The 23052-nt window shown below is 69.8% G+C and carries 19 protein-coding genes; 9 read left to right on the forward strand and 10 right to left on the reverse strand.

The window, feature by feature from the left end:
• Window positions 1-3: 3 nt before the first annotated feature.
• A complete protein-coding gene (locus G7043_RS36920) occupies window positions 4-753 on the reverse strand; it encodes an NPP1 family protein (protein ID WP_242643101.1) in 750 nt (249 codons plus the stop codon).
• Between the two features lie 218 nt (window positions 754-971).
• Between G7043_RS36920 and G7043_RS36925 the strand changes: the two genes are divergently transcribed.
• Entirely contained in the window at window positions 972-1337 is a 366-nt protein-coding gene (locus G7043_RS36925) for an acyl-CoA thioesterase (RefSeq protein ID WP_166053331.1), read from the forward strand.
• A 114-nt stretch (window positions 1338-1451) separates the two neighbouring features.
• Here the strand turns inward: G7043_RS36925 and G7043_RS36930 are convergent, their stop codons facing one another.
• Window positions 1452-2273: a siderophore-interacting protein gene (locus tag G7043_RS36930; protein WP_207312228.1), complete on the reverse strand. Its 822-nt coding sequence runs from the start codon at window positions 2271-2273 to the stop codon at window positions 1452-1454.
• Between the two features lie 77 nt (window positions 2274-2350).
• On the opposite strand from G7043_RS36930, the gene G7043_RS36935 reads away from it, so the two are divergent.
• From G7043_RS36935 to G7043_RS36950, 4 genes are all read left to right on the forward strand, one after another.
• Window positions 2351-2830, forward strand: coding sequence for a hypothetical protein (locus G7043_RS36935; protein ID WP_166053332.1), 480 nt, complete (start codon window positions 2351-2353; stop codon window positions 2828-2830).
• 60 nt (window positions 2831-2890) lie between these two features.
• Entirely contained in the window at window positions 2891-4336 is a 1446-nt protein-coding gene (gene argG, locus G7043_RS36940) for an argininosuccinate synthase (RefSeq protein WP_166053333.1), read from the forward strand.
• A gap of 209 nt (window positions 4337-4545) precedes the next feature.
• The gene (locus tag G7043_RS36945; protein WP_166053334.1) at window positions 4546-5220 is read left to right on the forward strand and encodes a DUF1963 domain-containing protein; all 675 of its coding nucleotides are present in this window, start codon (window positions 4546-4548) and stop codon (window positions 5218-5220) included.
• Window positions 5213-6055 (forward strand): phosphotransferase, encoded by an 843-nt coding sequence (locus G7043_RS36950; RefSeq protein WP_166053335.1) that lies wholly within the window; start codon window positions 5213-5215, stop codon window positions 6053-6055. The genes G7043_RS36945 and G7043_RS36950 overlap by 8 nt, the downstream gene beginning before the upstream one ends.
• Here the strand turns inward: G7043_RS36950 and G7043_RS36955 are convergent.
• Window positions 6018-6872 (reverse strand): LysR family transcriptional regulator, encoded by an 855-nt coding sequence (locus G7043_RS36955; protein ID WP_166053336.1) that lies wholly within the window; start codon window positions 6870-6872, stop codon window positions 6018-6020. The genes G7043_RS36950 and G7043_RS36955 overlap by 38 nt on opposite strands.
• 69 nt (window positions 6873-6941) lie before the next feature.
• Here G7043_RS36955 and G7043_RS36960 point away from each other — a divergent pair, with 69 nt between their 5' ends.
• Both G7043_RS36960 and G7043_RS36965 read left to right on the forward strand, forming a co-directional pair.
• Window positions 6942-7802, forward strand: coding sequence for an EamA family transporter (locus G7043_RS36960; RefSeq protein ID WP_242643102.1), 861 nt, complete (start codon window positions 6942-6944; stop codon window positions 7800-7802).
• A gap of 25 nt (window positions 7803-7827) precedes the next feature.
• Window positions 7828-9828, forward strand: a complete 2001-nt coding sequence (locus G7043_RS36965) for a neutral/alkaline ceramidase (protein ID WP_166053337.1) — start codon at window positions 7828-7830, stop codon at window positions 9826-9828.
• Between the two features lie 41 nt (window positions 9829-9869).
• On the opposite strand, the gene menC is transcribed toward G7043_RS36965, so the two are convergent.
• Genes menC through G7043_RS36985 form a run of 4 tightly spaced genes read right to left on the reverse strand, consistent with a single transcriptional unit; the run spans window position 9870 to window position 16057 of the window.
• Window positions 9870-10967: an o-succinylbenzoate synthase gene (menC, locus tag G7043_RS36970; protein ID WP_166053338.1), complete on the reverse strand. Its 1098-nt coding sequence runs from the start codon at window positions 10965-10967 to the stop codon at window positions 9870-9872.
• Window positions 10964-11746, reverse strand: a complete 783-nt coding sequence (locus G7043_RS36975; RefSeq protein ID WP_166053339.1) for a GNAT family N-acetyltransferase — start codon at window positions 11744-11746, stop codon at window positions 10964-10966. Before G7043_RS36975 ends, menC begins: the two co-directional genes overlap by 4 nt.
• Window positions 11743-12819 carry a M20 family metallopeptidase gene (locus G7043_RS36980; RefSeq protein ID WP_166053340.1) on the reverse strand — a complete coding sequence of 359 codons (1077 nt, stop codon included), beginning with the start codon at window positions 12817-12819 and terminating at the stop codon, window positions 11743-11745. The genes G7043_RS36975 and G7043_RS36980 overlap by 4 nt, the downstream gene beginning before the upstream one ends.
• Window position 12820: 1 nt before the next feature.
• Entirely contained in the window at window positions 12821-16057 is a 3237-nt protein-coding gene (locus G7043_RS36985; protein WP_313888255.1) for a serine hydrolase, read from the reverse strand.
• Between the two features lie 225 nt (window positions 16058-16282).
• Between G7043_RS36985 and G7043_RS36990 the strand changes: the two genes are divergently transcribed.
• Together G7043_RS36990 and G7043_RS36995 are read left to right on the forward strand one after the other, a co-directional pair.
• Window positions 16283-17014, forward strand: coding sequence for an ABC transporter ATP-binding protein (locus tag G7043_RS36990; RefSeq protein ID WP_166053341.1), 732 nt, complete (start codon window positions 16283-16285; stop codon window positions 17012-17014).
• A gap of 3 nt (window positions 17015-17017) precedes the next feature.
• On the forward strand, window positions 17018-19513 hold the full coding sequence (locus tag G7043_RS36995; protein ID WP_166053342.1) for an FtsX-like permease family protein: 2496 nt from the start codon (window positions 17018-17020) through the stop codon (window positions 19511-19513).
• Between the two features lie 55 nt (window positions 19514-19568).
• On the opposite strand, the gene G7043_RS37000 is transcribed toward G7043_RS36995, so the two are convergent.
• The 3 genes from G7043_RS37000 to G7043_RS37010 form a co-directional block, all read right to left on the reverse strand.
• Window positions 19569-20885 (reverse strand): cytochrome P450, encoded by a 1317-nt coding sequence (locus G7043_RS37000; RefSeq protein WP_166053343.1) that lies wholly within the window; start codon window positions 20883-20885, stop codon window positions 19569-19571.
• Window positions 20886-21308: 423 nt separating this feature from the next.
• Window positions 21309-22058, reverse strand: coding sequence for a DUF899 family protein (locus G7043_RS37005; RefSeq protein WP_166053344.1), 750 nt, complete (start codon window positions 22056-22058; stop codon window positions 21309-21311).
• 78 nt (window positions 22059-22136) lie between these two features.
• Entirely contained in the window at window positions 22137-23024 is an 888-nt protein-coding gene (locus G7043_RS37010; RefSeq protein WP_166053345.1) for a hypothetical protein, read from the reverse strand.
• Window positions 23025-23052 lie beyond the last annotated feature (28 nt).

Consider the following 23052-nt stretch of genomic DNA (forward strand, 5'->3'; position numbering starts at 1 on the left):
GCCTCACGCGTTCGGGTCGAACGGGATCCCGGCGGGCTTCGCGATGCCGAGGTTGTGGTTGAACGCGCCGTCCTTGATCGCCAGCGAGGCGCTGCCGAAGTTCGCGTTCACCAGGACGTCGCGCACCCCGGCCGGGAAGCGGTTCCAGCTGACCAGGTCGGGGTACTGGTAGACCCCGTAGTGGTTCTCCGCCTGCTCGTTGAAGCCCGCGAGGCGGAAGCAGTGCGTGCTCGCGCCGTCCTTGTGATAAATGATCTTCGGGTGGGTGCCTTCCCAGGCCACCTTGTCCCGCGAGTAGGTGCTGTACTTGCCGTGCGCCGACGTCGAGACGTACTGGGCCACGTCGTTCTGCACCCAGACGATCACGTGCTCGATGTCGTGGCGGTGGCCGCAGCAGTCCCAACCCGGCACGGCCTGGTCCTTCTCGAAGTACAGGTCGTACAGGTAGGCGCACCAGCCGTTGTTGCACTTGCTGCGGCTGTAGGAGTTCGTGTTGTCCAGATCGGACCGGTCGTGGCACTGGCCGTTCAGCGCGCCCGAGTTCTTCAGGCCGCCCGCCACCTGACCGGTCGGCGAGATCGCCGGGGTCGGGTAGCAGCCGTCACCGTCGTAGTCGAACGCCGGTTGCCACTTTCCGTCGGCCTCCTCGTAGTTGGCGGGGATGGCCTGGGGCGGGTCCGCGAGCGCGATTCCCGGGAACAGCGCCGTGATCAGGACCGCGCCGGCCAGCGCGGGCAGGAGCTTCTTTCTCAACAGGGGCCTCGATTCCGCAGAGCAGGGGAGCCGGAGAGGCTTGCGAGGCAGAAGGTGGTACATGAACGGCGTTCACGTCCAGCTTGTTGGCCAAATCTTTGCCGTCCGGGAATTTCACAACCACGGGCCGGAATCGATCACACATCGACGAGCGGGTTCTCGTTTGGCACCGCTTCTTCTAGAGTTTCGGCCGAGCCTGTTGCCAAGGAGTCGCCGCGGTGAGCTTTCACTGGAAGAGCCCGGTCTACTTCGACGAGTTGGATCCTCACGGCACGCTGCACCATTCGCGTTTTCCCGTTCACGTGGAACGGGCCCAGTCGGCGCTGTTCGAGCACCTGGGCATCGGCGCTGATCTGAACTACGCGGTGAAGGAACTGCACATCGAGTTCCAGACCGCCTTCACCTCACCGGGCGTGCTGCCGGTGGAGATCACGGCCGAACGCATCAGCGCCACCGGTGCCCGGTTCGGCTTCCGCTGCGGCCACTACGCGCACGGCCACCGGGTGATCGTGAAGGTCGATGCTCAGGGCCGGCCCGCGCCGTGGAGCGACTGGTACCGCGTTGCCTTCGAGGGGCTCCGGTGAGCGCATAAATCGACTTGATCAAGGGTTGGTAGCTTGCAGACGCCCACCAGCAGAAACGGCTTTGCGGGGGTCCTCAGGCGCGACTCTCGTCGAACCCAGACTTCGATGCAGGCCCTACATCCGGGCCGAGCCGACCTTCCAGTAGCCGCTGAACATGATCGCCTTCCGGTCCACGCCGCGGTCCTTCACCAGGTGCCGCCGCACCCCGGTCGCGAGCCCGGACTCACCGCAGGCCCACCCGTAGTCCACAGTGGACAGCGCCTTGTCCTGGATCGCTTTCAGCAGTGCGGCACCGGGTTCGGCCGAGCCGCGGAACACCCACTCCGCGTCGAGGTCGGTCCGGTACGACTCGTCGGGCACCTCGACGAACACCTGCACGGGCCGCGTCTCCGTCTCGAGGATCGCGGACAGCGCCGGCAACGCGGTCTCGTCCGCCGCCAGCAGCACCGCGCCGGAGGACGGCGGCCGGTACGCCGAACCGCCCGCGCGGAAGCCCGCCTGGTCGCCCGCGACGGCTCGGCGAGCCCAGCGGGTGCCGGGGCCCGCGTCGCCGTGCACCACGAAGTCGACGTCGATCTCGGCGGTCTCGGGCCGGTGCGCGCGGATGGTGTACCAGCGCAGGTCCGGTCGCGTCTCCTCCGGCATGGCGCGCAGCGAGGAGCGGACGTTGATGCGGTCGTCGGCCGGCATGACCAGGTCGCGGCCGTTCGCGACGAGCAGGCCGAAGTACTCGTCGGGGCCTGTCAGTGCGAACGAGGCGAGCTCCGGCGCGTGGAACGTCACGCGCCGCATGTGCTCGCTGAGTTCGGTCACCGCTTTGACGGTCATGACGAACTGGTCGAAGACCTCGCGTCGGTTGGCCGGGGCCATCATCAGCTCGGCGGCCTTGGTGGCGGCCTTGAGCGCGAACCTGTCGAGGGCGGAGTAGCGCGACATGCCGAGCAACGTACACCTTTGGTTAGGCTTACCTAAACCATCGAGCGAAAGCGGCTCCACATCGTCAGACTGCGAACATGTTTCCCAGGACCGCGCGGGAACGGTGGTGGTGCGCCGAGCCTGAGCAGAAGAACCGCAGCCAGGCGATCGGCCTGCGGCTCGCCATCGCCTACCACGAGAGGGACGCCGAGGGGGTCGCGCACCTGCTGCCGGAGGACGACGACGAGCTCCGGCTGGTGATGGGTGCGCTGGAGAACGGCCTGCTCGCGCTCAACCAGCTCTGCCCGCCCGGTCCGCCGGACGAGGTCTGGGAACGTGTCACCCCGATCATCGATGCTGTTGCACCTAAGGGCGTCGGGCTGCGCATACGGGCGTTGCTCGCCGCGATGTCGTACGCCATGTACGACCCCGCGCACAGTGAGGTCTACGAGCGCAAGGAGCAGGATCCGTACATCGGGGCGCACCTGTGCGCGGCGATCACGGCCATGCGGGCCGGTGAGCGCGATGGCGGTGTCGAGCACATGCTGACCAGCGCGAACGACCTGGATCCCGGCTGAGTCGTAGGTAACAGCCACCCCAACGTGCATGCTCATACATTGTCGTGCATAATTCTCAACGTGTCCAAGGTGCTCACTTCACTTCCGGCCGGCGAACGCGTCGGCATCGCCTTCTCCGGTGGTCTCGACACGTCGGTCGCGGTCGCGTGGATGCGTGAGAAGGGCGCTGTGCCCTGCACGTACACCGCGGACATCGGCCAGTACGACGAGCCCGAGATCGAGACGGTCCCCGGCCGCGCCGGCACGTACGGTGCCGAGATCGCGCGCCTCGTCGACTGCCGTGCCGCGCTCGTCGAGGAAGGCCTCGCGGCGCTGGCGTGCGGCGCGTTCCACATCCGCTCCGGTGGCCGCGCGTACTTCAACACGACCCCGCTCGGGCGGGCCGTCACGGGCACCATGCTCGTGCGCGCCATGCTCGACGACGACGTCCAGATCTGGGGCGACGGCTCCACCTACAAGGGCAACGACATCGAGCGGTTCTACCGCTACGGGCTGCTCGCGAACCCGTCGCTGCGGATCTACAAGCCGTGGCTCGACGCGGCGTTCGTGACCGAGCTCGGCGGCCGCAAGGAGATGTCCGAGTGGCTGCTCGAGCGTGACCTGCCCTACCGCTCCAGCGTCGAGAAGGCGTACTCGACCGACGCGAACATCTGGGGCGCCACGCACGAGGCCAAGTCGCTCGAGCTGCTCAACGAGGGCATCGAGATCGTCGAGCCGATCATGGGCGTCAAGTTCTGGGACCCGTCGGTCGAGATCGCGGCCGAGGACGTGACCATCGGCTTCGACCAGGGCCGCCCGGTCACCATCAACGGCAAGGAGTTCGGCAGCGCCGTCGACCTGGTGCTGGAGGCGAACGCCATCGGCGGCCGCCACGGTCTCGGCATGTCCGACCAGATCGAGAACCGCATCATCGAGGCCAAGAGCCGCGGCATCTACGAGGCGCCCGGCATGGCGTTGCTCCACATCGCCTACGACCGCCTCGTGAACGCGATCCACAACGAGGACACCGTCGCGGCGTACCACAACGAGGGCCGCAAGCTCGGCCGGCTGCTGTACGAGGGCCGCTGGCTCGACCCGCAGGCGCTGATGATGCGCGAGTCGCTGCAGCGCTGGGTGGGCTCCGCGGTCACCGGTCAGGTCACGCTGCGGCTGCGCCGGGGCGACGACTACTCGATCCTCGACACGGCCGGTCCGGCGTTCAGCTACCACCCGGACAAGCTGTCGATGGAGCGCACCGAGGACTCGGCGTTCGGCCCGGTCGACCGCATCGGTCAGCTGACCATGCGCAACCTCGACATCGCGGACTCGCGCGCCAAGCTGGAGCTCTTCGCGGGCCTCGGCATGGTCGGCACGCGGCAGTCGGCGCTCATCTCGGCCCAGGTCGAGCCGACCAAGCTGATCGGCGAGGTGCCCGACGGTGGTGCGGAGGCAATTGCCTCGCGCGGTGAGGTCTCGGACACCGACGTGCTGCTCGACGCGGCGGCCATGGAGCTGGGAACGGACTGATTTCGCTGCGGCCGGCCCCTTCCGAGGGGCCGGCGGCTAGCCCGTCCTGTTGTGCCCGTTGGAACACACCCACGAGGAGACGGACCACTTCGGGCCGTGCGTGCGCCTAATGTGGCGGTCGTCGGGTGGCAGTTCGGCCGGGAGGGCGCTTTGAACGTGTTCGCGTGCACACAGGACGTGCGGCACCCGATCAAGCTGCACGTCGACTGATGGGCAGGCAGGACTGGGCGAGGCCCGCGGTGCTGCTGAACCCCCTGGAGGGCGAGCCGACGGACGCCGACAGCCACATCGGCGGCCCGATGCTGTGGCCGATCGACGAGCCGTGGCCGTCGTGCGACGAACACGGCGAACCGTTCGTCGGCGCGGTGCAGCTCTATCAGCGCGATTTCGCGGAGCTGCCGTTCCCCGACGGCATCGATCTGTTGCAGGTGTTCCTCTGCACGCTCGACCACGACGCCGAGCACGCCTACGGCCCGGACGTGCGGCTGGTGTGGCGCGACTCCACGACGGTGTTCGAGCTGATCGAGGAGGAGCCCGAGCCGTCGGTGCAGGAAGAGCTGTACGTCCCGACCGTCAACGTGTTCGAGCCGATCCGGTACGTCGAGTACCCGACGCCGGTCGAACGTCCCGAGGACCTGCGGGACGAGGAGTGGCCGGAGACGTCGAGCGGCTCGAAGATCGGTGGCTGGACCGCGTGGTGGCAGTCGGGCCCGCTGGAGTTCGAGTGCCCGGAGTGCGGTTCGGTGCAACGCCAGACACTGTCGCTCGCGACGCACGAGCCGTCTGGTGACGACGTCGAGTGGGAGTTCGGGAGCGAGGGCAACCTGAACGTTCTGCTGTGCACCAAGGACGTCCGCCATCCCGCTCAGGTTCTCATTGACTGACCTGAACGAGCTCGCCGCCGAACTCGGGCTGCGGCCCGTCGAGTTCGCCACCACAGGTGCGGACTTCCTCGTGCTGCACGCGAAGGACGACGACGGCGCGGGCTGGATCTTGCGCGCGCCGCGGCGTGACTGGCCGTTGCGGCGCATGGGTCCCGAACGGGCGTTGCTCGACCTCATCGCGGACCGGCTGCCGGTGGCGGTGCCGCGCTGGCTGCCGGAGGTCGAGCACGTCGCCGTTTACCGCAAGCTGCCCGGCGACCTCCCGGAAAACCCGCCGGACCAGTACTTCGAGGACATCGCGCGGTTTCTCGCCGCACTGCACGCGGTGCCGCCGGACGAGGCCGCGCGGACCGGCGTCGAGGTGCGGCAGCCCGGCGCGATCCGGGAGACCATCGCGCGCAAGATCCACCGTGCCCGCGCCGAGCTGGGGCTGCCGGACGCGTTGTGGCACCACTGGCAGGAGTGGCTCGGCGACGACGAGCCGTGGCCGCCGTGGTCGTTGCTGGTGCACGCCGACATCAAGCCGGCCAACACGGTGGTGCACAACGGAAGGCTGTCCGGCGTCATCGACTGGACCGACTCGCTCGTGGGCGACCCCGGTGCCGACTTCCGCCGGCTCGTGCAGCGGTTCGGACGGCTCGACGAGCTGATCGAGGCCTACGAACGGCACGGCGGACGAACCTGGCCGGGGATGCGGCGGCACGTCGAGGAACGCGTCCGGATGGCACCGGTCGACTCCGGGTTGTACGGCATCGACTCGGGCCAGGAGCACTACGTCAGAACTGCTCTGGAGCGGCTCAAGGCTTGGGCCGGTACGCCTCGCACGCCAGCGTGATGAGGTCGTTCAGGTGCTGCGGCGGCTGGTCCTTCCACCACGCCAGCCACACCGGGATCGGCGGTGCGTCCTGCACGGCGCGATAAGCCACGCCGGGCCGTGGGTTCAGGCTGGCGGTCGCCTCGGACGTCATGCCGACGGCCTGCCCGGCGGCGATCACGGTCAGCCACTCGTCGACGCTGCGGGTGTTGCGCACGACGGCGGGCGCCTTGCCGGGGTGCCACAGGTCCACAGTGGTCGTCCCGGTCCGGTCGTCGACCGCGAGCCCGTACCGGGCGAGGTCCGCGAGCTTCAGCGAACGCTTGCGCGCCAACGGGTTGTCCGTCGCGACGACGCCGTAGCGGCGTTCGGTGCCGAGCAACTCCGTCTCGAAGCGCGGATCGTCGAGGGCCTTGCGCACCACCGCGACGTCGGCGGCGCCCTCGGCGAGACCGGCGGTCAGCGAGTTCGACTGGACGAACACCAGTGGCAGCCCGGGATGTGCCGCGGCCCAGGCCTTCTGGACGCGCCGGGTGTGCTTGCCCAGCGCCGACCAGGCGTAGCCGATCCGCAGTTCGGTCCGCGACTGCTCGGCGATCCGGTGCAGGTGCGCGACCTCGTCCAGCACCCGCCGCGCGCCGGCCAGCACCTGCGTGCCGGTGGCCGTCAGGGCGACGTGACGCGTCGACCGTTGCAGAAGCCGTACGCCCAAAGACATTTCCAGTGCGGCGACGGCTCGGGACACCGACGCCTGCGTGAGGTCGAGCTCCTTCGCCGCGTCGGTGAACGTGCCCGCGTCCACGACCGCGACGAACGCCCGCAACTGTCGCAGATCCATACGTCCAGCGTATAGCCGAAGCAGTTCATGCATTTCCCGCATCAACGCGGAAACCGCAGGCTGGGCGACATGAAGAGCCTCGGTGGATTCGCGACGATGACCGCCAGTGCCGCCAGCAGCCAGGTCGGCGCCGCGATCGGTGCCCACGCGTTCGCCACGATCGGCCCGGCCGGGGTCGTGGCCGTCCGCCAGTTCGTCGCCGCCGCGGTGTTGCTGCCGGTCGCCCGCCCGAACCCGCGAAGATTCACCTGGGCGCAGTGGTGGCCGACGATCGCGCTCGGCCTGGTGTTCGCCACCATGAACCTCAGCCTCTACACGGCGGTCGACCGGATCGGCCTCGGTCTCGCCGTCACGCTGGAGGTGCTCGGGCCGCTCGCGGTCGCGCTGGCGGGGTCGCACACCCGCAGGGACGTGCTGTTCGTGCTGATCGCGGCCGTCGGCGTCTACGTGCTGGTGCTGCCCGGCCCGAGCAGCGACTACCTCGGCATCGGCGCCGGTCTGCTCGCCGCCGGGTGCTGGGCCGCGTACATCCTGCTCAACCGCCTGGTCGGACAGCGGCTGCCCGGCTTGCAGGCACCGGCCGCGGCGACGAGCGTGTCCGCGCTGCTCTACCTCCCGGTCGCGGTGTTCCTGATCGCCCAGGGCCAGTTCACCGGGACTTCAGTGCTGTACGCGATCGGCGCGGGCGTGTTCTGCAGCGTGGTGCCGTACGCCGCCGACGTGATCGCCCTGCGGAAGGTGCCCGCGCGGTTCTTCGGGCTGGCGTGCAGCGTGCACCCGGTGCTGGCCGCGCTGGCCGGTCTGGTCCTGCTGGGGGAGCAGCTCGCACTCCACCATTGGGCGGGAATCTTGCTCGTCGTCACGGCCAACGCACTCGCGGTGACTTGCTCGAAGTGGCCTGGATCACCTACCGTTCACTCCGAAATGTGAATCCCCTTCACTTAGTGGGGTGTCCATGCGCACTGCAGTCATGACGGTCGTCGCCGCATTGGCCGGAGCCGCGCTGGTCAGCGGCCCGTTCGCGTGGGCAGAACCCGAGCCCTACCTCGTCGGCCGCGGCATCTCGGACGTCACCGGCCCGGCCGCTGAGAACGGCATGATGGGCTACTCCAAGTTCGACCAGAAGACGACGGGCATCGCCCAGCGGCTGCGGTCGCGGGCGTACGTCGTGGTCGACCGGAGCACGAACAAGCGGGTCGCGTACGTCAACGCCGACCTCGCGATGATCTTCCGCGCGGTCCAGGAGGGCGTGCTCGGCAAGCTGCAGGCCAAGTACGGCAGCACCTACACGCGCGAGAACCTGCTGCTGTCCGCCACCCACACGCACAGCGGTCCCGGCGGCCAGTCGCACAACCTCGCCTACAACCTGTCGATCCTCGGCATGCAGCCGCAGGCGCTCGCCGCCGTGGTCGACGGCATCACCGAGTCGGTCGTCGAGGCGCACGAGGACCTCAAGCCCGGCTCGATCAGCCTCGGCGTCGGCGAGCTCACCAACGCGTCGGTGAACCGCTCGCGGGTGGCGTTCGACCGCAACCCCGACAAGGGTTTCTTCCCCGCCGGCATCGACCCGCAGATGACCGTGCTGAAGTTCAAGCAGTCCGGCAACGACGTCGGCGCGATCAGCTGGTTCGCCACCCACAACACGTCGATCACCAACGCCAACACGCTGATCAGCCCCGACAACAAGGGTTATGCGGCGTACCAGTGGGAGCACGACGACAAGGGCGTGCGGTACCTGGACGACACCGCGGGGTTCGTGGCGGCGTTCCCGAACACCAACGCCGGCGACATGTCGCCGAACCTCAACCTGAAGCCCGGTTCCGGCCCCACCGAGAACGAGTGGGAGAACACCCGGATCATCGGTGAGCGCCAGAACCGCAAGGCGCAGGAGATCTACAACGGTCCCCAGGCCGCGGTCTCGGGTGGCGTCGACTCCCGCATGCGGTTCGTGGACATGTCGGCCGTGCAGGTCGAGGGTCGGTTCATGAGTGACGGCAAGCCCGGCACCACGTGCTCCGGAGTCGTCGGCGCGTCGACGATCGCGGGCAGCATCGAGGACGGCCCGGCGATCCCCGGTTTCTCCGAGGGCATGCAGTCTCCGTGGAAGAAGCTCTTCGAGCCGTTGCAGATGGAGGTCCCGCAGTGGCTACGGGACTGCCAGTTCCCCAAGGCCTCTTTGGTGCCAACGGGTCTGATCGGTGCGACGCCGAACATCGTGCCGCTGCAGATCGTCCGCATCGGACAGCTGCACCTCGTCGCCATGCCGGGTGAGGTCACGATCACCGCCGGCCTGCGGATCCGCAGGACCGTGGCAGCCGAGATGGGTGTGCCGGTGCAGAACGTGCTGATCCAGGGCTACGCCAACGACTACAGCCAGTACGTGACCACGCCGGAGGAGTACGACTCGCAGCAGTACGAGGGCGGCTCCACGCTGTTCGGCCGCAACACCACGCCCGCGTACCAGCAGGAGCTGGGCAAGATCGCGGCGTCGATGAAGGCCGGTTCCACGCTGCCGCCCGGCCCGAATCCCGGCAAGCCACCGTTCACCGACATCAACCTGCAGACCGGTGTCGTGCTCGACGACAAGCCCGCCGACAAGAAGTACGGCGACGTTCTGTCGGCACCCAAGTCGTCCTATACGCGCGGCGAGACCGTGACGGCCGTGTTCGTCACCGGGCACCCGAAGAACAACCTGCACCGCAACGGGACGTTCCTGGAGGTGCAGCGGCAGGTGAACGGCCAGTGGGTGCGCGTCGCCGACGACGGTGACTGGTCCACGCGCTACAAGTGGGAGCGGGTCGGCATCGCGTTCTCGAACGCCACGATCACCTGGCAGATCCCGGCGGACACGCCCGCCGGCACCTACCGGATCGTGCACCACGGCGACGAGAAGAGCGGCTGGACCGGCAAGATCACCGGGTTCACCGGCGCGACCGCGGGCTTCACGGTCAGCTGACGGGCATCAGGGGGACCTCGATCGAGGTCCCCCTGAACGGCTCACACCGGAATCCACTCCGTCTTCACCGTCACCGCGTCCAGCGCGTCCGGCAGCGGCGTCACACCCAATCCCGGCCCGGTCGGCACCGCGAGATGCCCGTCGTCCAGCACGAACGGCTCGGTGATGTCCATCGCGTAGTACCGGTCGGACGCCGAGGTGTCGCCGGGCAGCGTGCAACCGGGCAACGCCGCCAGTGCCACGTTCGCGGCCCGGCCGATGCCCGTTTCGAGCATTCCGCCGCACCACACCGCGATCCCGTGCGCGGCGCACACGTCGTGGATGCGCCGGGCCTCCAGGTACCCGCCCACGCGGCCGGGCTTGATGTTCACGATCTGGCAGGCACCGAGCTTGATCGCGTCGGCCGCCGAGCGGGCCGAGGTGATCGACTCGTCCAGGCAGATCGGCGTCTGCACCACCCTGGCCAGCGCGGCGTGCGCCAGGACGTCCTCCTCGTCCAGCGGCTGTTCGATCAGCAGCAGGTCGAACGGGTCGAGCCGGGCCAGGTGCCGCGCGTCGGCGAGCGTGTAGGCCGTGTTCGCGTCGACCTGCAGCAGCACGTCGGGGAACCGTTCGCGGACCGCGCGCACCGGCTTGACGTCCCAGCCGGGCTCGATCTTCAGCTTGATCCGGACGTAGCCCTCGTCGACGTAACCGGTGACCGCGTCCAGCAGTTCGGGGATCGAGTTCATGATCCCGACCGACACACCGCACGGCACGCGCGTACGCACAGCCCCAAGCTCACGGCCGAACGACACGCCACGCGCGCGCAGTTCGGCGTCGAGCACCGCCATCTCCAGCGCGCCCTTGGCCATCCGGTGCCCCCGGAACCGGGCCAGCCGCGGGGCCACCGACACGCCGTCGACCGGGCCGGTCAGAGCCGGGATCAGGAACCGGCGCAGCACGTCCGCGCAGCCCTCCAGATACTCCGACGAGTACACCGGGTCGGCCATCGCGACGCACTCGCCCCAGCCCTCGGCGGAGTCCGTGACGGCACGCAGCAGCAGCAACCCGCGCACGGTCTGAGTGCCGAACGACGTCCGAAAGGGCGACTTCAGCGGCATCTCGACCCAGCGAAGCTCCACTCCGGTCAGCTTCACGACTCGTTCCTCTCCACGACGTACCACCCCGACCTGTCGAACCCGGTGATGCGAGCACCCGCGGCGAGCAGTCCGCCGAGGACGTCCCGCACGGCGTGACGCCACTCGCGCGCCGCGGCCGGGTTCGTGGCCCGCAGCGTCTCGATGTCCGGCGGCACCGCGACCAGCACGCTCTGCCCACTGGCAACGCCGCGCACCGGCAGGCCGTCGGACGAGATCCCCAACGCGACCGCGCCCGTCGCCGCCACCACCCGCGGTTGCCCTGCCTCTGGCGACGAGACGCGCCAGCTGATCAGCAGCCGGTCGCTCTCGGTGCCGCCGTTGATGTCGTCGTGCATCTGGCCGTAGAAGTTCGGCAGGTATTCGGTCGCGTCCGCGCCGAGCTTGCCCAGGTTGAAGTAGGCGTTGCGGCGCACCAGCGGGTCGAACGTCCAGGTGACCTCGCTCAGTCCGCGTTCGAGCGCCCACGCGCGTTGGTCGAGCTTCAACGCGTAGCCGACGTTGCGTCCACGCGCGCTCGCGGCGACACCGGCGATGTGGCTGTGCAACGTGCCAAGAGCGGGCGGCGAGCAGAAGCCGATGCACGCACCGATGAGGTCGTTGCCGTCGAACGCGCCCGCGACGTAACTGCCCGCCTTGGTCATCGCCCGCAACAGCTCGGCGGTGACCGGGGGAGTGTTGCCGCTCGACCGCCAGATCGACTCGTACAACTGTTGCGTGGCAACGAGCTCATCGAACGCAACGAGCTGACGGACGACCACCTGCGTCACGACTGTCATGTCAGCTCCCTCACCAAAGCGGCGAGCAGCGTGGTGCGCGGCACGAGCTCGGACACCAGCACGTGCTCGCTCTCCGCGTGCGCTCCACCGCCGACCGCGCCGAGCCCGTCGAGCGTCGGAATCCCCACGCCGGCGGTGAAGTTGCCGTCGGACGCGCCACCGACCGCGGCCGAGGTGAGCTCGATGCCCATCTCGGCGGCGATGTCGGACGCCACCTCGAACAACCCGGCGGACATCGCGAGCTCCATCGGCGGCCGGTTCGGGCCGCCGGTCACCTCGATCTTCGCGCCGTCGACCACCGGCCGGAGCGCCCGTATCTCCTCGTCGACCCGCAGCTGCTCGGCGAGGTTGCGGACGCGCACGTCGACCATGAACTTCCCCAGCGCGGCAACGGTGTTCGTCGTGGTGCCGGCGGACAGCACGGTCGGCGTGACGGTCGTGCCCGCCGCGAGATCCGTCAGCTTCGCGACCGCCAGAACCTGGTGCGCTGCTTCAACAGTCGCGCTCACACCGCGTTCAGGCTCAAGACCCGCATGCGCCGCACGGCCGTGCAACGTCACCTCGTACATGGACGTGCCCTTGCGCTCGGTCTTCAACGCGCCGCCGTCCGCCGATCCCTCGGTGACCAGCACGGCCGTGTGTTCCCGTGCCTCCGCCTCGATCAGGCCGCGCGACGACGGCGAGCCGATCTCCTCGTCGCCGGTGACCAGAACCGTGACACCGTCCGGGGAGTCCAGCGCCGCCACCGCGTGGAAGATCATCGCCAGCCCGGTCTTCATGTCGAAGCAGCCGGGCCCGCGCAGCACGCCGTCCCGCACCTCGAACGGAATCCGCGCGAGCGTCCCGATCGGCCACACCGTGTCGTGGTGTCCGAGCAGCAACACCTTGCGCGGCCCCGAACCCAGCCGCCAGCGCAGGTGCGTGCGGCCGTCGAGCACGATCCGTTCCGGTGCGGCGCCCAGCAGCGCCGAGCCCACCTCGGCGGTGACGTCCGCGCTGCGGGCGATCGCCGCCAGGTCGGTGGACGGCGACTCGCAGCTCACGAGCCGCTCGATGGTGTGGAGCAGGTTCATGTCAGGACACCTTCGGTGTGGCGCGGAGACCCAGGTGCACGTACTGCTCACCGGTGGGCAGCGGGTAGAACACGAGTGACGCCCAGCTCGCGTCCTCGGTCATGCGGTACAGGAACTGCGAGTCGTCGAGCGGCACGAGGTCGATTTCCGGCGGGTCGGGCACGAGACCCGCCAGCGCACCGGTGACCGTCGTCTTCAGCCGCAGCCCGTTCTCGCCCTCGGTGATGTCGAGGAGCGCGCCGGCCCGTTCGTACCGGCCGGTGTAGCGCGCGAAATCCACGGCCGGAGGTTCCGCGGCCGGTTGCAACGGACTGGGCATGGCGAGGCCGGCCAGTTCGGCGAAGATCTCCCGGTACAGCTCCAGGTACAGCTCGCGGGCACCTTCGCCGTTGGTCAGCAACGTGACCGCGAGGCCGTGTTCCGGCAGCAGGCGCAGGAACGCGGACTGCCCGATGGTGTTGCCGTCGTGGCCGATCAGCCGCTGTCCGTCCCACCCGAACCGGATCCAGCCGAGGCCCCACGAGTCGGCCATGACGTTCGGGTCCGGCAAGTCGGTCTGCTTCTCGGTCATGGCCCGCACGGACGCCTCCGACAGCACCCGCGTGCCGTCGGCGGCGAGCCCGCCCTCCAGGTGCAGGCGAGCGAACGCCAGCACGTCCGCGGTGGTCGAGAAGATCGTCCCGGCCGGGCCGACCGAACGCGGCAGCATCCACACCGCTGTCGGTTCCTTCTTCCCGTCCTTGGTGAGGTGGCCGACGGCGGCCCGGTGCAGGATCGCCTCCTCGGGCAACGTGCCGGTGCGCGTGAGGCCGAGCGGGGCGAAGAGCTTCTCCCGCATCACCGCGTCCCACGTCTTGCCGGTGAGCTTTTCGACCACCCGGCCGGCCAGGGCGAAACCGGAGTTGGAGTAGGAGAACGTCGCGCCGAGCGGGTGGTTCTGCGCGGCCTCTGCCAGCAGGGCCGTGTAGCGCTCCAGGCAGTCGTCGCCGCGGCCGGTGTCGGTGAAGATGTCGCCGTCGATGCCGCTGGTGTGCGTCAGCAGGTGGCGCATCGTGAGCTTCTGCGTCACCACGGGATCCGCGAGGGTCAGCTCCGGCAGCACGTCGACGATCGGCGCGTCGAGGTCGAGCAGGCCCTCGTCGACGAGCCGCATGACCACGGTCGTCGTCCACACCTTGCCGATCGAGCCGATCTGGAAGACCGAGTCGTCGGTGACCTCCACACCGGTCGACGTGTTGAGCACGCCGTGGTGCGCCTGGACGATCTCGCCGTGGTGCAGGATGCCGAGTGCCGCGCCCGGAAGACCGTGCTTCTTCGCGAGCGCGGAAAGCCTGCGCTGCCAATGCTTCGCGTCAAGCGGCACGCGCTTCTCGGCGTGCTCGCGCACCCAGTCGACGACGCGGCGGTTGTAGTCCGCGCGGTGCGAGGGCTTGCCGCTGAGGATGAACAGGTGCGACTCGTCGGGGTAGAGCACGAGCTTGGCCGGCACGTCGTTCTGGCGCAGCGCCGTGAACCACTGCTCGGCCTGGCCGACCGGGCACCTGTCGTCCGCGGCGCCCTGGTAGATCAACGTGGGCGTGCGGACGTCGTCGACGAGCGTGAGCGGGGAGAGTTCCGCGATGTGCTCACCGGGCCCGCCGAGCTCCAGTTCGGTCAGGTGGCGGCCGCCGTCGGACGTGCCCGCCATGCTGGTCAGGTCGCTGATCACACCGCCGGCGACCGCGGCGGCGAACCTGGTGTCACGGCTGGTGAGGTAGCAGGTCAGGTAACCGCCGTAGCTGTACCCGGTGACCGCCAGCTTCGCCGGATCGGCCAGCCCCCCGGCCACCAGCTGGTCGATCGGCTCCAGGAGGTCGTCGGCGTCGGCCTTGCCCCACGCGCCGAGCGCCGCCTGGTAGAAGGCTTCGCCGTAGCCGTCGCTGCCGCGCGGGTTGAGGAGCAGGATCGCCCAGCCCTGCTGCGCCAGCACCTGGTGGTAGAGGTGGATCGGGTCGGCGGTGCCGTTCCACGCGTTGTGCGGGCCACCGTGGATGTCCAGCAGCAGCGGCAACGGACCGGTGCGTTCCGGGTCGCGCACGAGCCAGCCGTGCACGACCGTCCCGTCCGAGACGGTGAACTCGCGCTCCTCGCGGACGAACAGCTCGGCCTTGTTGTGCTCGGTGTGGACGGTCAGTTCGCCGCTCGCCAGGTCGACCGTGGCGATCTCGCCGTACGAGGTGGCGGTGCCGAGGACGATCGCCGCGACGGTGTCGCCGGCGGAAAGTCCTGCCACGACCCGGGAATCCCCGCCGACGAGCAACCTCGGCTCGCCACCGTCGAGGTCCACGGCGTAGAGCTGGGTGCAGCCGCGGTCGCGGGCGCAGAACAGCACGGTGCGGCCGTCCGCGGTGAGCGTGGGAAGGCCGCCCGGATAGCCGGACGTGCCGGGCATGACGTTGCGGTCCAGCGCGGCCGACAGGTTCCGCACCTCGCCGTCGAGCGAGAGGTGCAGCAGGCTGAGGTGCCCGGCGTCGGCGGAGGTCCGGCCGGTGACGAGCAGGCCGTCCGCGGTCCACGTGACCGTCGCGGCCTGTCCGTCCGCAAGCCCGACCAGTTCCGGCCTCGCTTTCCCGCTGACGTTCACGACGTGCACCGGCACCCGGAAGGTCAGGTCGGCGTCCTCGTCCAGCGCCCCCGTGAACGCGAGCCGGGTGCCGTCCGGCGACCACGCGGGCGTGCCGGCGTGCCAGTCGCCGTCGGTGAGCTGCTTGACCTCACGGCTTTCCAGGTCGACCACGTGCAGGTGAGCGCGGACGGAGCGCAGGTACCCGGACCCGTCGGACTTGTAGTCGAGGCGCTCGGTGACGATCGGCGCCTCGGCGTCCGCGATGTCGACGGGCGAGGAGAACGCGAGCCTGGTGCCGTCCGTGCTCCACACCGGCGCGCCCGCGCCGAGCGGCAACGACGTCACCTGCTCGGGCTCGCCCCCGTCGGCGGGCAGCAGCCACACCTGCGCCGGGCCGTCCTGGGCGCGCAGGAACGCGATGCGGCCGCCGTCCGGCGACCACGCGGGTGCCGTGTCGGACTTCCCCCTGGTGAGCTGTTTCGGCTTGGCACCGGACACCCGCCACAGCGCTCGCTCGTCGCGGTCACCCTCGCGGTCGGTCGTGCGCAGCACGTACACGATCTCGGTGCCGTCCGGCGAGAGCGCCGGCTCCTCGGGCAGCGCGCAGCCGTACAGGTCCTCGATGGTCGTCACGATGCGGATCCCCCTCGTCAGCTCGGGCCAACGCTAGCGTCGGCGCCCCCGCGGGCGCCTCGTCCTGATCGACGAATCCGCGGGTCCGGATCTGTCGGGACGGACGAAACCATCCTTTCGGGGTGGAGCAGGCTCTACCTTCGTCCGGGCAGCCTGCGTGATCGATCTCTGAGCGCCCCGAAATTACGTTCTTCGCAGAAGTCGTTGCGAGCCAAGGAGAACGTGATGAGGGCAGACGCGCTGTCGCTGGAGGCGGTGCGGAAGGTGTACGGCTCGGGTGGTGGCGCCGTCACCGCGCTGGACGAGGTGACCGTCGGCATCCGGCCGGGCACCTTCACCGCGGTGATGGGACCGTCCGGGTCGGGCAAGAGCACCTTCCTGCACTGCGCGTCGGGCATGGACCGGCCGACGTCCGGGCGCGTGCTGCTCGGCGAGACCGACCTCGGCCGGTTGAAGGAGGCGAAGCTGACCGAGGTGCGGCGCGACCGGATCGGGTTCGTCTTCCAGGCCTACAACCTGTTGCCGTCGCTGACCGTGCGGCAGAACATCACCCTGCCGCTGCGCCTGGCGGGTCGGTCGGCCGACCGCGGGTGGCTGAGCGAGGTCGTCGGCCGGGTCGGGCTGACCGACCGGCTGGACCGGCACCCGGCCGAGCTGTCCGGTGGCCAGCAGCAGCGCGTCGCGATCGCACGGGCGTTGGTCGCCCGGCCCGAGGTGGTGCTGGCCGACGAACCGACCGGTGCGCTGGACTCGCGGACCGCGCACCAGGTGCTGACGCTGCTGCGGTCCATTGTGGACGAAATGGGGCAGACCGTGCTGATGGTCACGCACGACCCCGTGGCCGCGTCCGCCGCGCACAGTGTGCTGTTCCTCGCCGACGGACGGCTGGCCGGTGAGCTGCACGGGCCGACGCCGGAGAAGGTCGCCGAGCGCATGACGCACCTGGGGGAGTGGTAAGCGATGCTGGACCTCGCCTGGCAGACCGTCAAAGCTCGCACCAGCGGGTTCATCGGCGCTTTCGTCGCCATTCTCTGCGGTACCGCACTGGTGGCGGCCTGCGGAATCCTCATGGAGTCCGGGTTTCGCGGCGGCGTGCCCACCCAGCGTTACGCGGCCGCTGACGTCGTCGTCACCGGCGATCGCACGGTGCGCCCACCAGGCGGTGACGTGCTGGCGTTCGAGCACGCGGCCGAGCAGCCGGCCGTTCCCGCCGCGCTGGTCGGCAAGATCGCCGCGGTGCCGGGCGTGCGGGCCGCGGTGCCCGAGCTGACGTTCCCCGCCGTGGTGGTGGGGCCGGACGGGCAGGCGCTCGCGGACAGGCCGTCGCTCGGGCACAACTGGGAGTCGGCTGTGCTGGCGCCGTTCACGGTGAAGGAGGGGACGGCGCCGAACGGGAACGACGAGGTGGTGCTCGACGCGGGGCTGGCGGCACGCGCCGGGGTTGCGCCAGGTGGTCAGGTGCGGATCATGACCCGCTCCGCGCCGGTGACCTATCGCGTGACCGGAGTGGTCGAAAGCAAGGGAGAGCGCCAGGCCGCGTTGTTCTTCAGTTCGGCGACGGCCACCGCCCTCTCCGGCCACCCGGACCAGGTCAACGCGATCGGAGTGCTCGCCGACGGCGACGTCGCCGGCCGCATCGAGGCCGCCCTCGCCGGCGACCGCGTCACGGTCTCGGCCGGCGCCGACCGCAGCGCCGCCGAGTTCGACGACGTCAGCCAGAGCAAGTCGATCCTGGCGATCATCGCCGGCTCGTTCGGCGGCTACGCGGTCCTGGTCGCGATCTTCGTCGTGGCCAGCACGCTCGCGCTGACCGTCGAGCAACGCCGCCGCGAGTTCGCCCTGCTGCGGGCCGTCGGCGCCACCCCGCGCCAGATCCGCAAGCTGATCGGCGTCGAGACGACGGTCGTCTCGCTGGTCGCCGGGGTGATCGGCAGCCTGCTGGGCATCGCGGTCAGCCTCGGGCTGCGCACGGCGTTCGCGAACATCGGTGTGGTCCCGGCCGACTTCGCGCTCTCGATCAGCCCGCTGCCGCTGGCCGCCGCACTGCTGATCGGCGTCGGCGCGGCCCGGCTGGCGGCCTGGAGCGCGTCGCGGCGCCCGTCCTCGATCAACCCCGTCGAGGCGCTGGGCGAGGCCGCGGTGCAGCGCAAGGACGTCGGCCGGGTTCGGCTGGTCATCGGCTGGGTGCTGCTGGCGATCGGCGCGGCCGCGACCACGGTTCCGCTGTTCCTGCGCGGTCAGCTCGGCGCGGCGATGTCGGTCATGGCCACGCTCGTGCTGATCATCGGCCTCACGCTGGTCGGGCCGCGGGTGGTCGGCGGCGCGGTCCGGCTGCTCGCACCGGCGCTGAGCAGGCTCGGCGTGAGCGGATACATGGCCTCCGCGAACGTCGTCAAGAACTCCCGGCGCCTCGCTGCCGCGGTGACGCCGTTGATGCTGGCCATCGGGTTCGCGGTGGTGAACTACTACAGCCAGACCACGTTCACCGCGGCCGTGGCACAGGAGACGAACCGGTCCGTCACGGCGGATCACGTGATCACCGGTGTGGCGGGTGTGCCGGCCGAAGTCGTCGACGCCGTGCGGCAGATGCCGGGCGTGACCGCCACGTCGTTGGTGCGCACGCAGGTGATCACCGCCAGCAAGACCGGTGACAGCGTCGACGTGAACCGCGGCGCGGCGAACGGCCTGGACGCCACCGCGGGTGGGACGGTCGACCTCGGTGTCGTGTCCGGCAACCTGAAGGACCTGGTCCCGGGCACCGTCGCGTTGAGCAAGGCGCACGCGAGCTGGGAGGACAAGGAGGTCGGGGACACCGTCGAGTTCTGGTTCGCCGACGGCCGGCCCGCCCAGCTGCGGGTGGTCGCGACCTACGAGCACGACCTGGCGTTCGGCGACCACGTGCTCTCCGCGGCCGACGCCCGCGCTCACACCACCGCCGGGATGGACAGCGCCGTGCTGGTGAAGTCCGGTGACGTCACGGCGTTGCGCGAGCTGACCAGCCGTTATCCGGGCCTGACCGTCACCGGTGGCGTGGCGGCACAGGACCGGAGCGACGAGCGGACCCAGTTCCTGCTCAACCTGGTCGCCGTCGGCGTCATCCTCGGGTACGTCGCGATCTCGGTGTCGAACACGCTCGTGATGTCGACCGCGGCACGGCGCCGCGAGTTCGCCCTGCTGCGCCTGGTCGGCACCGGACGCCGTCAGGTCGTGCGGATGATGCGCGCCGAAGCGGTCGTGACCGTGGGGCTCGCCGCGGTGCTGGGCTCGCTGGTCGGCGCGCTGCCGTTGACCCTGCTGTCGATCGGCTTCACCGGCGTGCCGCTGCCCGCCGGAGGGATCTGGGTGTACCTGGGCGTGCTCGCCGGGGCGGCGTTGCTCGGAGTGGTGTCGATCGCCGTGGCCACGCGGTTGTCGTTGCGCGCCAAGCCGATCGACACCATCGGTCTCCGTGAGTAGTTGATGAGGGGAGCTTTCATCAACCTCAGGTTTGGGAAAGCTCCCCTCATCAACATCAGATCCCCTGCTGGAGAGGGCTGTTGTGGCTGCCGAGGTGGACCGGCAGCTTGTGCAGCCCGTAGACGATGGAGAGCTTGCGGAACGACAGGTCGCCCGGTTGCGTCGCAAGCCTCATCTCGGGGAACCGGCGGACGAGCGCCGGGTAGGCGATCCGCAGCTCCATCTTCGCGAGCTCGGCGCCGATGCACCGGTGTGCGCCGTAGCCGAACGCGAGGTGCTGGCCCGCGGACCGTTCCGCGAGGATGTCGTCCGGCGAGGGGTAGACGGACGGGTCGCGGTTCGCCTGGGTCAGCGAGCACGCCACGATGTCGCCGGCGCGCACCTTCGTGCCGGCGATGTCGGTGTCCTTGCGGGCGATGCGCAGGAACGCCACCTGCACCACGGACTGGTGGCGCAGCAGCTCGTCGACCACCCCGCCGATGGCCTCGTCGTCGTCGCGGACCTTGGCGAGCAGGCTCGGGTCGCGCAGCATCGCGAGCGTGCCGAGCGAGATCATGCTGGCCGTCGTCTCGAACCCGCCGGTGAGCAGTCCGTCGGCCAGACCGGCCAGTTCGTCGTCGTCCAGCTCGTCACCGTGCTTGCGGATGAGCTCGCCGAGCAGCCCGTCGTTGGGGGCCGCGCGCAGGGTGCGCACCAGTTCGCGGAAGTAGACGACCGACTCCGACACCGCGGACAGCGAGGCCGTGGCGGCGCCGCCGAGGTCGAACCGCGCGACGCTGCGGCGCTGGAACTCCTCGCGCTCGCTCGCGGGCACGCCGAGCAGCTCGCAGATCGTGAGCGCCGGCACGGGCATGGCGAAGTCCTCGACGAGGTCGACCGGTCCGTCCTTCATGGACATCAGGTCGAGCTGGTCCGCCACGATCGCCTCGATGCGCGGGATGAGCCGGGAGAGCCGCCGCATGGTGAACTCCGGCGTCAGCACCTTGCGCAGCCGCGTGTGCTCCGGCGGGTCGCTGAACCCGAGACCGCCCGGCGCCTCGTCGGCGAACAGGCCCATCTCGCGGAAGTGACCGAAGTCGTTGCTGAACGACTCGCTGTCGACCAGCACTCGTTTGGACGCCTCGTAGCCGGTCACGAGCCACACCGTCACCGGCAGCGGCAACCGCGTCACCGGCCCGTGGGCGTGCATCCGGGCCAGCTCGGGCACGGGGTTCAAACCGTTGCGCCGCAGCGGTGCCAGCACGCGCGCGGGCACGAACCACGACGACCCGAGGTCGAACCCGGTCTTGCTGAGGTGTGCGAGAAAACGCCGCCCCATCCACCCGGTGACGCGGGACCGGACATCTGTTGCTGACTGCAGAACGTCCCTCATGACGCGGCTGTCCCTTCGGCGGAAAAGGGTGACGTGTTGCTGACGACCACCGGAACGGACAATAACGACGCCGCTGCTCGCACGTCGTCATACCCAGGCCTAACGCGCCGTCATACTTTGGTCCAGACGTTCGTCAAAACCAGTGCACGACTCTGAACAGGGTGCTCAGCGACCGAATTCTGGCATGGTCGGCACAGTGACGAGTGCAGAGGACTTCGACCGCTGGTACGCCGACCGGACCGACTCATCGACCGCCGACGAGTTGGTGAGGCGGGTGCTCGGCCTCCCGCCCGGCCTGGAGTCCACCAGCCCAAACGCCGCGTCCTCGCCTACGCGACCAAGCCCCGCTGACCACTCCGTCACTACGTTGATGAGGGGAGCTTTCCCAAACCTGAGGTTGATGAAAGCTCCCCTCATCAACCTCTAGTGGCAGTGCTCGTGTCGGCCCAGCGTCGTCACCGGCGTCGCTCCAGGCCGGGTCCACTGCGGAACAGGCCGGCTGTCCTCGCCCCAGCTGGAGTCGCCGTCCGCGTTCGTCCGCCAGAACCACCCGGCCGGACGGGCCTCTGGCCAGCCCTCGGGGTGGTCCTCCCACGTCTCACCGCGTCCGCGCACGGTCATGTCGAGCAGCCCCAGCGATCCGTTGACCCGCTCGGTCCCGCGTCCGGTGGTGGAGTAGGTGAGGAACACCCGGTCGCCGTCGCGCAGATAGCTGGTGAAGTGGCCCATGTCCCCACCGATCGGCCCCTCGACGCCGCGCACCGAGTACCAGGGCTGGGAGTAGCCCATGAACTCGATGAACGGCGCCACCTCCTCCCAGGCGCCCACGGTCAGGAAGGCGAATGAGACCCCGCGCGCGTTGAGGTAGGAGGCGTCGTCGAAGTGCCACGGCACGTGCGTGCAGCCCTCGCACTGTCCCTGGTGCGGCGCGCCGTCCCACCACATGTGCTTGTAGACGACGAGCTCGTCGCGCCCCTGGAACAGGTCCAGGAACGGCACCGGCCCGTCGGCCCCGACGATCTCGACCTTGCCGTCGAACTCGACCATCGGCAGCCGGCGCCGGGCCGCGGCGATCGCGTCACCCTCGCGGGTGTGGGCCTTCTCGCGGATCAGGAGCTCGTCGCGGGCCCGCTGCCAGGTGGCCAGGTCGGCGATGGGCGGCTGTCCGGTCATGGTTGTCCTCCGTGGAGTGCGGTTTTCGCGCTTGCACAGAGGAGTCGTAGCCGTCGCCGGCACTTCGACATGGTCGGGTCAGCGGTCGTAGAAATTTTGTGGAAGCCACGGCACCCGAGGTAGCGACCGCACTTCCAGCCGCATCGTCCACCAGCTCAGCTCGACCCGTTTGGGACGCCGGGGCAACGGGTCTTCGATGAGGTACGGCCACCGGCCACCGGTGGCGGGGATGACCGGGTGATCCTCCTCGTGGGCCAGCCACTTCCACAGCTCGGCGGAGATCGGCACGACCGTCCCCGCCGCGGGCCACGGTTCTCCGGTCTGCGGATGCCGGGGCACCAGCACGATGTCCGCTTCGCCCGGCATGTCCGGTCCTGCCAGGGCGAGGGTTCTCGCGGGCGGTCCTGGCGGCAGCAGTTCGTCGAGATGGCGCCGGAACGTATCCGCGACGGGCCCGTCCGGCACGGCCACGGGTGCGCCCTCCGACGCGATCAGCACGTGCGCGAGCGCCAGCCCCGCCGAGACCCGCACGCGGTCGTGCCACGAGAGGTCCGCGTCGTCGACCAGGACGGTCCCCCAGTCGAACGTCTCCCAGACCGCGACCGGCTCGGCAGTGCCGACGGCCCGCACCGCACCGGCCTGCAGCCACACCACCCGCCACCGGTCGCAGTCGTCGACGCGGGCCGCGACCTCGCGCCCGCACGCGCAGGCGAGGTTGGGCGTGCGGCGACCGGCCAGCCCGCAGCAGGAGCCCTCGAACCGGCCCTCGATCCACGAGAGATCGCGGACGTCGGCGGGTGCGACCGCGATCTGCTCCGGACCCGCGGCGTACGTACCGGACTCCAGCAGCGCCGACGTGGTCCCGCCGCCGTCCCAGGCCTCATGATCGGCGTGATCGGGCAGCGCGACCTGCCGCACCGGCGCGGTCAGCGCGGCACCACACGCCACGCACTCGAACACCATCATTTCGAACCCCCGCACCATCATCCGGTGC

This window comes from Lentzea alba (genome assembly GCF_011067745.1).
GTDB classification, from domain to species: Bacteria; Actinomycetota; Actinomycetes; order Mycobacteriales; family Pseudonocardiaceae; genus Lentzea; species Lentzea alba.